This is a genomic window from bacterium SCSIO 12643, assembly GCA_024398135.1.
In the GTDB taxonomy this organism is placed as follows: Bacteria; Bacteroidota; Bacteroidia; order Flavobacteriales_G; family Salibacteraceae; genus CAJXZP01.
Map to the genome: position 1 here is coordinate 399239 of CP073750.1, position 12175 is coordinate 411413.

Below are 12175 nucleotides of genomic sequence, written 5' to 3' on the forward strand. Positions count from 1 at the left end.
ATATTTACGATCTAAATATTCAAATCCATTTTCAAAAAGCTATACATGAAATCCCCAGATTTTTTCCTGAAATTTATTCTCATTTCAGTATTCTTTTTTATTCAACATCTATATGCTCAGGATATGTCTTTGGATTGGGCACATGGATTTGGTGGTACGTCATATGATGTTAGTCAAGATATGACCATTGATGATTCAGGTTATGTTTATGTGACCGGATACTTCAATACAAATGTTGATTTTGACCCTGGAGTTAATTCAGTTTTATATACTGCATATGGCAATGACGATATTTTTATACAAAAACTGGATTCATTCGGAAATTTGGTATGGGCTAAACATATCGGAAATGGTTACAATGATAGGGCTAATTCAATTGCTACAGATGATTCAGGTTATGTTTATGTGACCGGATACTTCAACGACACTATTGACTTTGATCCTGGAGTTGGTGTCTATAATGTAATTTCTACAGGAGGGCCGGATATGTTTATTCTAAAACTCAATTCATCTGGTGATTTTATTTGGGTAAAAAGTACAGAAGGAGCATATTCCAGCGGTGAAAATATATGTTTGGATCACACAGGAAACATATATGTATCTGGTGAATTTGGAGGAATAATAGATTTAGACCCTGGATTAGGTGTCTCCAGTTTTACTTCATACGGTCAATCAGATGCTTTTATCTTAAAACTGGATACGCTTGGAAATTTTGTTTGGGCCAAACGAAGAGGAAGTATTCATGTGGATAAAGACAATGATATGATATTGGATAGATTCCATAATATTTATCTGACCGGTTATTTTGCAGATACCGTTGATTTTGATCCCGGAGTTGGGGTTACCAACAAAATTTCAAATGGAGATGCGGATATTGTCATTCAAAAATTAAATTCTTCAGGAGATTTAATTTGGGTAAAGACAATGGGGGGAAGTTATATTGATATGGGAATGAGTATTTCGTTAGATACAAATGGATATGTTTACTCTGCAGGTCTTTTTTCTAATCTGGTTGATTTTGATCCAAATTCTGGAACACAAATGATCAGTTCCCAGGGGGAATACGATGCATTTGTACTCAAGCTTGATACACTTGGTAACTTTATTTGGGTAAAAACCATTGGAGGGGTTTCCAATGATGTAGCAAGATCTATTACTGTAAAACCTAATGGAGATATTATTTGTTCTGGTGTGTATTCCAGTACATGTGACTTAGACCCAAACTCAGGTGTGATCTCAAGAAGTACATCTGGAATCTATGATTTTGATATTTATATTCAAAAGTTAGATGCCAATGGAAACTTAATTTGGGTAAAAACGATGGGAAGTACTTTCAATGATTTACCCAATGCTATTATCTCAACAGCAAATAATCAGATTTATACTACAGGTTATTTTTCAGCAAACATGGATTTTGATCCCAATGCAGATACTTTCAGTATTTCCAATCAAGGTAACTCGGATTATTTTATTCAAAAATTAAAACCATGCGTTTCTACATCTAGTATTGACCATCAAACTGCTTGTAATAGTTATACCTGGATCAATGGAGTGACCTATACCGCAAATAATAATACTGCTACCACTATTCTGGCCAACAACGCAGGATGTGATTCTGTGGTTACTCTAAATCTTACTTTATATCAACCATCATCTGATACTCAAACAATCACCGCTTGCGGAAATTATACTTGGATTGATGGAAATTCTTATTCTTCAAATAATAATACCGCCACGCATACATTAACAAATAGTCAGGGGTGTGATTCTGTGATTTATTTAGATTTAACCATTTTAAATAACGCCGCCTCAACAGACATTCAAATGCAGTGTGACTCATTAGTATGGATAGATGGGATCACATATTATACCTCAAATAATACCGCAACTTATACGTTTGCTAATGTAGCTTCCAATGGCTGTGACTCCATTGTAAGTTTGAATCTTACGATATTATCAGATTCAACCACCTATACCGTTACCGCATGTGATAGTTTCAATTGGATTGATGGGAATACCTATTACTTGAGCAATAATTCTGCTAGCCACACGCTAACGAACAGTCATGGTTGCGATTCAACAATTATCCTGGATTTAACATTAAATCATTCAACCAATTCTATGGATTACATCACCGCATGCGACAGTTTTACCTGGTTAGATGGAATCACTTATACCTTGAGTAATAATACAGCTGTTCATACAATTACCAATAGTTTGGGATGTGATTCCATTATCACACTTGACCTAACGATCCATAATTCGGATCAAACAACTGAAACCATTACATCATGTGATTCATATACCTGGATAGATGGAATTACCTACTACTCCAACAACAATACCGCTACACATACACTTACAAATAGTAACGGTTGCGACAGCATCATCACGTTAAATCTTATCATCAATCAATCTGATAGCATTACCGATATAATTTCAGCTTGTGGTAGTTATACATGGATTAATGGAACAAACTATACGTCAAATAACGTTATAGATTCTATGCTTTTTGTAAACTCTAACGGATGCGACAGTATCGTCTATTTGGATTTAACTATAAATTATCCTTCTTCTTCAATTGATACTATTGTTGCATGTGATAATTATACATGGATTGATGGAATAACGTACACTTCAAATAATACAACAGCAACCCATACTTTAATTAATAGTTTAGGTTGTGATTCCGTAGTGACATTAAATCTAACAATCCATCATTCTAATAATAGTACCGATATCATCACTGCCTGCCAGAACTATACGTGGATCAATGGAGTAACTTATACCACTAGTACCAGTAATGTAAAGCATACACTCGCAAACGCTCAAGGTTGCGATAGCATTTTAGTACTAGACTTAACCATTATTCCAGTAGATACCTCGGTTATAAGAAATGGATTAACACTTGACGCCCAGGCCACAAACGCTAGTTTCCAATGGGTTAACTGTAATACAAATGCATATATCCCCAATCAAACCAATTCCTCATATCAAATAGAAAATAGCGGTCAATATGCCGTAGAAGTCACCCAAAACAATTGTACCGATACTTCTTCCTGTTTCACATTTATTAATGTTGGTATAGAACAAAATAGGTCAATTGGAGACATATCAGTCTACCCCAATCCAACCAAAGATGCTATTTTCATAAGTATCAAAGGGAGTTTCAGCACTTCAAAAATTCGATTGTTGGATCAAGTTGGACATCAATTAATGTATAAACAGTCAGATATACGACAATTGAATTATAGCTTAGATTTAACTCATTTAGCTACCGGAACATACTATATTGAAATTATTATTGATGAATCTATCTACAGATATCCTGTGTTTAAACTTTAATTAGATTCTTTCCTCACCGCATAAATCAGTTCATCTAAAAAGACTCCATTCTTAAAAAACGTTTTTTCCAATCTGGCTTCCAGAGTGAAGCCTGCTTTTTCTAAAACACGTTGTGATGCTAAATTCGGACCATATGGTCTTGCATATATTCTGGTAATATCAAATGTTTCAAATGCATACGAAACAATCTGCTGGATGGCTTTGGTAATGATTCCATTTCCCCAATAAGGTTCAGCCAACCAATACCCTAATTCCATATTTTTAGCATATACATCATTATGATCATGAACTCCTATTCCACCTACTGCATTACCATCGACATCGATTGTAAAAATTTGTGTCGGCTGATAACTCATCGCCATTTGAATAAATGCTTTGGCATTTTCCAATGTATATGGGTGCGGAAATTTATTTGTAAGGTTATTTGCGATCTTTTTATTGTTTGCAAAATGTGCCAGGTTTTCAGCATCTGACTCTTGCCAGGCTCTAAGTTGAAAGTCCATCTGTAATTGTATTAAGAACCCAAATTTATATCAAATTGAAAATCTAAATATCAGTCTATAAAATACACAAGACAAAAACACGTCTTACACCTTTGTATAACCCCAATCTATTATACTTTTGAAACGATCTATATTTAGAATATGAGTAAACATATATCGAACCGCATTCTGAACCTTAGCGAATCTCAAACACTTGCTATGGCAGCAAAAGGGAGAGAACTTCGTGCTCAAGGAATTGATATCATCAGCTTAAGTTTAGGTGAACCTGATTTTGATACACCGGACTTTATCAAAGAAGCTGCATATGACGCTATTCGCAATAACTATACGCATTATCCTCCGGTTACCGGATATTTGGAAGTTAGGGAAGCGATTGCACGTAAATTCAAAAGAGATAACAATCTGGATTATGGTCCCGAAAATATTATCATTTCCACCGGAGCAAAACAATCATTAATGAATGTTGTTTTGAGTCTGGTAAATCCAGGAGAAGAAATTCTACTTCCAGCGCCATATTGGGTAAGTTATCACGCAATGGCGGAAGTTGCAGAGGCAAAACCGATAATCATTCCAACGACTATTGAGAGCAACTTTAAAATTACTCCTGAACAACTTAAAGCGCATCTATCAGAAAATACACGTTTAATGATCTTCAGTTCCCCTTGCAACCCAAGTGGAAGCGTGTATACCAAAGAAGAATTAGAAGCCTTGGCGGATGTTGCAGCGGAAAAAGAAGACTTTTATATCATTTCTGACGAAATATATGAACACATCAATTTCTCGGGAAAACACGCCAGTATTGGAACGATTGAAAAAATTAAAGATCGTGTAATTACCGTAAATGGTGTAGCCAAAGGCTTTGCCATGACAGGTTGGAGATTAGGCTATATCGGAGCTCCGGAATGGATTGTAAAAGCAGCAGCTAAAATCCAGGGACAATTTACATCTGGTGCAAATACCATTGCGCAAATGGCAGCCAAAGCAGCTGTTGAAGCTGATCCGGAAGTCACTAAAGAAATGCAAGCTACATTCTTGAAAAGACGTGGAATTATCATTGATGCCTTAAGCCAAATTGAAGGAATTCAATTAAATGTTCCTCAAGGGGCGTTTTACATCTTCCCTAATATCAGCAGTTTCTTTGGGAAGAAATATAAAGATTATCATATTCAGAATGCATCGGATTTATCCATGTATATTTTGGATGAAGCACGTGTGGCTACCGTAACAGGAGATGCTTTTGGAAATCCGGAATGTATCCGGTTGAGTTATGCCACTAGTGATGAGATCATCATTGAAGCTGCAAAAAGAATAAAAACTGCATTAGATAAATTACAATAAGTGAATCCGCATTTAGTAAACAGAGTTTTTGATATATTTCCTAATCTTAACGCACTGGTTATCGGTGACGTAATGATCGACTCCTATTTGTTTGGGTCCGTTGATCGAATTTCGCCTGAAGCTCCAGTTCCGGTGGTTTCAGTAAATCAAAAGGAAAATCGATTGGGCGGAGCGGCCAATGTTGCATTAAACATCAAAGCACTAGGAGCACATCCCATTCTTTGTTGTGTAGTAGGCGATGATCAAAATGCCAATCACTTTTTTGATCTGATGAACCAAAATGAATTAGATACCATTGGAGTTCTAAAAGATGATTTCAGACCAACTACCGTAAAAACTCGGGTGATTAGTCAGCATCAGCAAATGCTTCGCATTGACGAGGAAGATTCAACCAACTTAAATAGAAGTGTTACTGAACAAATGACCACTAAGATTCTAAAAATCATGGACGAATCTAAAATTGATGTGGTCATTTTTGAAGATTACGATAAAGGTCTCATCACACCCGAATTAATTCAGGCGGTTGTGGCTAAAGCAAATGAAATGAATATTCCAACCACTGTTGACCCTAAAAAAAGGAACTTCAATGCCTATGAGAATGTGACTTTATTTAAGCCCAACTTAAAAGAGCTCAGAGAAGGTTTAAATATTTATGTTGAGCCGGTTAATCTAATCAATTTGAAAACCGGGGTGAATACGCTCAAAGAGATTTTAAATTGCGAAAATGCTTTGGTTACCCTCTCTGAATTAGGAATGTTTATTAGTGATGGTGAACATGGTGAAATTATTCCTGCACACGTCAGAAATATTGCAGATGTTTCAGGAGCCGGTGATACAGTGATATCAGTAGCTTCGCTGAGTTTAGCTGCAGGTATGGATGCGGTATTCTCTACAAAATTGGCAAATCTGGCAGGAGGCCTGGTGTGCGAAAAAGTAGGGGTAGTTCCAATTGATGGAGAACATTTAAAGAACGAAGCTTTAAGACTTTCGTAAAACAAAAAGGGTATAAATAGAAAAAGTTCCACCTCCCGGTGAAACTAGTTCTTTTCTTTACCCTGCTACGAGATTCTTAAATATTTTGTAAAATCAGGCGGGTTGGAAAAAAGGGGTATTTTCCCAACCCGCATTACTATCAATCCTGACTTATTGACTTAATTTATTGGTGTTGATTAATTGATTACCGCGATATACGTTTACTGTATACTCTCCTTTAGGCATTGCTTCCAGATTATACATCTCGCTAGAATCTTTTGAAGAATATACCTGGTTTCCTTTTGCATCAACAACGATTACAGTAATTACATCTTGAGATACCGGCATATTAGACATTGTTGTGGTATTGATGACCTGATCACCTTTCTTTACACGAACAGTGTATTCTCCATATGGTAATTCTTCCAAATTATAGTCTAATGTTGGATCCGTTGAAGTCACTACATCTGTAAATTTTACATCACCGTTTACATCTACAACCTCTACATTCATTGTAGCAAGCGGTGCTGCTTTTTCTCCTTTCTTGCCATCAAAATCTGATTCTGAAGCCCAGGACTGTACTCCTAATAAAAGCATTACCATTGTAAGGCCTGTAAGTACGAATTTGAATTTTAGTTTACTTGTTTTCATCTTGTATTTATTAATAATTTTAAATGGTTTAGTTTGATTTGTTGAAACAAACGTACCACGTAAATACAAGGCCTGAAATAACTTTATATACGAGCTACCTTATGAATAATTTGAATTACAATATGGGGTATGTGAAATGCAATAGTGCAATTTGAAATGCATCAAAATTTTAGATGATATGCATTTTTAAATCCTTTTTTAATACCGAAAAAAGCGTCTAACTGCACTAATACGGATCAACATCAATAAAAACCTGTACAGATCCAAACTCTTTGTTTTGTCTGAAATCTAAAATCTTGGATTGCAAAATAGATTTGGCTTTCTTAATCGAAGCTTCTTGTTCAATCTTAATATAAAGGTGATTGATGTATTTATTTCTAATTCGAGGAATTCCCGGAAATTCCGGTCCCAGAATCCGCGAACCAAATGTTTGATTCAGAATCTCACCCAATATCGTAGCAGCATCTACCAACTTATCTCTGTTAGCGTGCTTCATCACCAATTTCAATAATTTAAAATACGGTGGATACATATACTCTTTTCGCAGATTTAACTCTCTTGTATACATCCCTTCATAGTTATTCTGTACGACCTGTTGTATAATGGGATGTTTTGGTTGGAAAGTTTGAATAATCACCAACCCTTGTTTGGAACTCCTTCCTGCACGACCTGCAACCTGAGACATCAACTGATAACTTCTTTCATGCGCACGAAAATCCTGGAAGTTTAACGATTGATCCGCATTTAACACCCCTACCAAACTCACATTTTCAAAATCCAGACCTTTAGTCACCATTTGGGTTCCTACCAGAATATCAATATTATGATCTTCAAATTCAGAAATAATTCTCTGATACGCATTTTTCGAACGTGTGGTTTCCAAATCCATACGTCCTACTCTGGCATCCGGAAACATCAACGAAATATCCTCCTCAATTTTTTCCGTACCAAACCCACTTAACTCTACCTCATGCGAACCACAGGCTTCACACTTTTTGACGACATGACTTTCGAAACCACAGTAGTGACATTTTAATCGATGCAAATATTTATGATAGGTTAAACCAACATCGCAACGATTACAATACGGAGTCCATCCACAAGATTTACATATGATATAAGGTGAAAATCCACGCCTGTTTTGAAACAAAATCACCTGCTCCTTTTTCTCCAGGGCTTGTTGAATACTTTCCATCAACTGCATGGAAAAATGCCCTTGCATCTGCTTCTTTTTATGCGCATATGCCAAATCAGCGATTTCGATTCTTGGCATCTTCACTCCCCCATGTCTTTTCGATAAAGTCACCAAACCATACTTTCCTGTCTCTGCATTATGCATAGTTTCAACAGCAGGAGTAGCAGAACCCATCAATACTTTTGCACCAAACATATGCGCCAGTACTACTGCTGAATCACGCGCATGATATCTTGGAGCAGGTTCATATTGTTTGAAACTTGAATCATGCTCTTCATCGATTATGATTAATCCGAGATTGTCAAATGGTAAAAATATAGACGAACGTGCTCCTAATACAATATCGTAACAGTCAGAGCTTAATTGTTTATTCCATATCTCTACGCGCTCACTTTGATTAAATCGAGAGTGGTATACACCAACCTTATCTCCAAAATATTTTCGTAATCGATTAATTATTTGGGTAGTCAGTGCAATTTCGGGTAACAGATAAAGCACCTTTTGCTTCTTTGCCAAAACCGATTCTATGAGCTTCACATATACCTCTGTTTTTCCCGAGGAAGTCACCCCATGCAATAAAACCGTGTCCTTACTTTCAAACTGAGCTTTTATGGAATGCAGCGCTTTTTCCTGATCAGGATTTAACGTCACCTGATGAGATTCCGATTTGGAATACTGACCTAATCTCCCAACAATGACCTCATCCACAGTAAATATCCCTTTTTCAACCAAGGACTTAAGTTGTGCCGAAGATGCCTGACTCGATTCTAAGAGTACTTTTTGCTTTACAGCTGATTCTTTCTCACTAAACATTTGACTCAACTCGATATATTTCATCAAAATCGCCAGTTGCTTCGGTGCTTTACCCAGTTTATCAAACAAAGCGCGCAGCACTTCCTCTTCCTGATATTCGGAATTCAGCTTTACATATTTATCCTTTTTGGGTTTAAATTTAGACTTGATTTCCTCCAACACCACAATGACATTTTGCTCCAACATGGTCTTAATCACCGGATAAATCGTTTTACGATCTAATATTTTTGAGATTTCGTCCAGAGACAAAACCTGATTGATTTCCAATGCTTCGTAAATTAAGTATGCATCATCACTTAATGTTGAAGTATTAATTTGAGAATCTGATTGCAATAAAACCTGAGTCTCACTGCTTAACTTGAGTCCACTTGGCAAAGCAGCACTCATCACATCTCCTGGGTGACATAAATAATAGGATCGAATCCAGTCCCAAAACTTTAGTTGAGTTTCTCTCACCACTGGTTTCTCATCCAAAACCATGTGAATATCCTTTGCCACATACTTTTGGGGAGCATCATGATGAATTTGATACACAATTGCACTATACAATTTAGATTTACCAAATTGCACAATTACACGATGACCTAACCCCACCTGATCCACCCATTCTTCTGGCAACCGATAGGTATACATATTCGGAATACCTAATGGCAGGATCACATCTATATATGTTTCTTGAAACAGCAAATCTTGTCTTGTCTGACAAAGATGATGGCTTCAAAGGATTTCTTCACTATTCGTTTAAGGATTTTTTTGAACCAAATTCCACCCTATTGATTTGATGTAGGATAAACTCCTATTAGACAGCAATGTAAATATCTACCTCTGCATTTTCCGGGTTTTGGGCTTTTGCTCCGTAGATTTCAAAATCGGAGGTGTATTTACGATCTAAATCTGAGTTCCAGATCTTTTGCCATTCTGCAACAACCACCCCTTCGTTTAGATTTCCTTTCGCAACAAAAGGTTGATAGGTTCCTTTTACTACTTTATGCGCAACCATTCCCTCCGGGACTTCATCAACACTGTTGACTTTACATCCTAAGATGGTCGTATAAGGCAAAGTATAATCCCCCTCATATTCGGTATACACAGAATAAATATCAAATCCTGATTTATTTGGAATTTTCTCGGCTATTCCTTCACCAATAAATCTATTCCATAGTGCACCAATGTCTTTAGCTCCTTGTCCATTTGCATTGGTTGTTCTCACTGAGATTCCAATAATGTGGAATTCTTGAATGTCTTGTATTTCCATTTTTTAATTTTTGATTTCTCAAAAGAACATCGCACTTATGACACATGATGTCAGACGTCTATTCTCTTATCAAAAATATGATCATAGTTTAGACACTTTATCCAGGACTTTCAGAATACGCTTCTTCTTACTCTCTTTTTCTACTTCAGGTAATCTGGATTCCAAAGTTTGCGTAAAGCCAGATTTATTGTGCACATCAACAACTTTTAATGCTTTTTCGGCATACATAGGTAATTGATTTGTTGGACAACTTAACAGTTGCTCTCGTAACAATTCATACGCCTCAACTTTATACGGTTCCAAACCTGCTAAATAAATGAGCAGATACACGGCTTGATCTCGTGTGATGACCGAACCTTTATCAACGGTCTCCATTATGATATCCAGATGTTTATATATCACCTCAGGATTTAATCTCACAATCTGATTTAAAGCAGTCATTGCCCCCCACTGTAATCTGTTATTTTTAGTTTGTAATGCCTGAAGAAAGACGTTCCAATGTGGCTCAATTAATTGAGGCTCCAATACTCCAACTTCATAGAGTACTTTGATACTATCATTTTGGACAGCTTTGCTGCTCCCCAATAATTCAACTAACTCTGCTATGGATTTTTCATTTTTTGTAGCAATGATATCCAAAGCCAATTCAATATTAGGTTGTTCATCTTTTCTATTTTGTGATGATGCCAATCTATCTTTTATACCCATTCTCCAAAGATATTTAACGACCTATATTATGAACTCTTCCTTTCAAATTATGTCTGTTAAATTTACTTACTCGATCACTATCTTGTTTCTTGAGTAATGCATAAACAACTCCTGGAAACAATAATGAACCGGAAGTCACATATATTCCATATGGGTTATTGGTTTTATATAGCAGTGGGTAAACAAAAAGATATGTTGAAAAAGCTATTTCTTCTTTACATTCCGTGCATTTGGAATATACTTTCATAGGGTTAAATTTTTAATTTCATTTCTAAAACGACCTGATGTTTACATTGAATCCCATTCTCGTATATCGGCTCAGGATAATTTTTGATAAAATGATCTTTTACAATTTCAACCATCTCAAATCCCATTTTTTGATACAACGCCAGTTGTCCAATACTTGAATTCCCTGTAGCAATCATCAGTTTTTGATATCCGGAATCCAATGCAACCTCCTTTGCAAGCATCAACATTTTTTTCCCATATCCCTTACCCTGGTGAACTTCTGAAATTGCCACATTTTTTACCTCCAACTTTTCGGGGGTTAATTCACTTAATACAAGTACTCCTGCAATTTGGTTTTCCAACTTTAAAACAAAACACCTACCTTGTTTTAAGTACAATTCAATCTGTCTGCGAGATGGATCTGCCAATTCCAGCAAATCAAATGGAGCGTCCTTAGGGTCTTGTAATTCTTCTATGGTCATTTTTGACGAATTCGTATTCACGTATTATACTTTGATTCGTCTAAAGTACAGTTTTTTAATGTACCTGAAGTTGATATTCTTTGAGTCGCTTTACTGTTCGACATGCCTGACGCACATGCCTTTGGTTGTGAAGTATTTCAACTCGAATGGTATCTCCTAATCTTAATCTAACCATAGGTATAGTTGAATCAGTTCTAACTTTATTTAAATCAATTTTCTCTGCCTGATTCAATAACTCTTTTAATTCATCCTGTTGCTTTAAAAACTTATCCAAGACGGAAATATCCAAAGGTTTAGATATCGGATTTAACTTTTTAAACGCATTCATTTTATTCAACTCAGCTTCAGGTCTTGGAGCTACTGCGTTTGCAAAATAATTACCCCACCAACTATATTTAAAGTTCAAACTTTCGGGATTGTTCCCAGGAGTTACAGATTGAATTCTTTTTCGAATTTCAGGAATATAGAAGTCTCCATACATATTTAAATGCTCAATACATTCCAAAGCATTCCAGCTATCCGGGTTTTCTTTCCACATTAAAATTTCAGGATCCAATTGTGTTAACTGCTTCACACTTTGCACACATTCTTCTAACCCTTCCTGTAATTCATTGATCAGCGCTTTATTCGATATCTTCATTTGATTTATTTTCAAACAAAGTACGCGAATCGAAAATCTTTAAAT

Annotated in this window: 11 protein-coding genes; 3 read left to right on the forward strand and 8 right to left on the reverse strand. The window is 36.1% G+C overall.

Annotated features, from left to right (window positions below):
• The first annotated feature begins 45 nt into the window (after positions 1–45).
• Entirely contained in the window at positions 46–3345 is a 3300-nt protein-coding gene (locus tag KFE94_01695) for an SBBP repeat-containing protein (GenBank protein UTW66854.1), read from the forward strand.
• Here KFE94_01695 and KFE94_01700 read toward each other — a convergent pair.
• On the reverse strand, positions 3342–3848 hold the full coding sequence (locus KFE94_01700; GenBank protein UTW66855.1) for a GNAT family N-acetyltransferase: 507 nt from the start codon (positions 3846–3848) through the stop codon (positions 3342–3344). The genes KFE94_01695 and KFE94_01700 overlap by 4 nt on opposite strands.
• Positions 3849–3989: 141 nt before the next feature.
• On the opposite strand from KFE94_01700, the gene KFE94_01705 reads away from it, so the two are divergent.
• Positions 3990–5186 (forward strand): pyridoxal phosphate-dependent aminotransferase, encoded by a 1197-nt coding sequence (locus KFE94_01705; GenBank protein UTW66856.1) that lies wholly within the window; start codon positions 3990–3992, stop codon positions 5184–5186.
• A 72-nt stretch (positions 5187–5258) separates the two neighbouring features.
• A complete protein-coding gene (locus KFE94_01710; GenBank protein UTW68190.1) occupies positions 5259–6179 on the forward strand; it encodes a D-glycero-beta-D-manno-heptose-7-phosphate kinase in 921 nt (306 codons plus the stop codon).
• Positions 6180–6329: 150 nt separating this feature from the next.
• Here KFE94_01710 and KFE94_01715 read toward each other — a convergent pair whose 3' ends face one another.
• The 7 genes from KFE94_01715 to KFE94_01745 form a co-directional block, all read right to left on the reverse strand.
• Complete coding sequence (locus KFE94_01715) at positions 6330–6809, reverse strand: hypothetical protein (protein UTW66857.1); 480 nt, start codon at positions 6807–6809, stop codon at positions 6330–6332.
• A gap of 226 nt (positions 6810–7035) precedes the next feature.
• The gene (gene priA / locus KFE94_01720) at positions 7036–9450 is read right to left on the reverse strand and encodes a primosomal protein N' (GenBank protein ID UTW68191.1); all 2415 of its coding nucleotides are present in this window, start codon (positions 9448–9450) and stop codon (positions 7036–7038) included.
• Positions 9451–9616: 166 nt separating this feature from the next.
• Positions 9617–10072: an effector binding domain-containing protein gene (locus tag KFE94_01725; GenBank protein UTW66858.1), complete on the reverse strand. Its 456-nt coding sequence runs from the start codon at positions 10070–10072 to the stop codon at positions 9617–9619.
• 81 nt (positions 10073–10153) lie between these two features.
• Positions 10154–10780, reverse strand: coding sequence for a hypothetical protein (locus KFE94_01730; protein ID UTW66859.1), 627 nt, complete (start codon positions 10778–10780; stop codon positions 10154–10156).
• Between the two features lie 13 nt (positions 10781–10793).
• Positions 10794–11027 carry a hypothetical protein gene (locus KFE94_01735; GenBank protein UTW66860.1) on the reverse strand — a complete coding sequence of 78 codons (234 nt, stop codon included), beginning with the start codon at positions 11025–11027 and terminating at the stop codon, positions 10794–10796.
• A 4-nt stretch (positions 11028–11031) separates the two neighbouring features.
• Entirely contained in the window at positions 11032–11490 is a 459-nt protein-coding gene (locus KFE94_01740; GenBank protein ID UTW66861.1) for a GNAT family N-acetyltransferase, read from the reverse strand.
• A gap of 55 nt (positions 11491–11545) precedes the next feature.
• Entirely contained in the window at positions 11546–12130 is a 585-nt protein-coding gene (locus KFE94_01745; GenBank protein UTW66862.1) for a DinB family protein, read from the reverse strand.
• Positions 12131–12175: the final 45 nt, after the last annotated feature.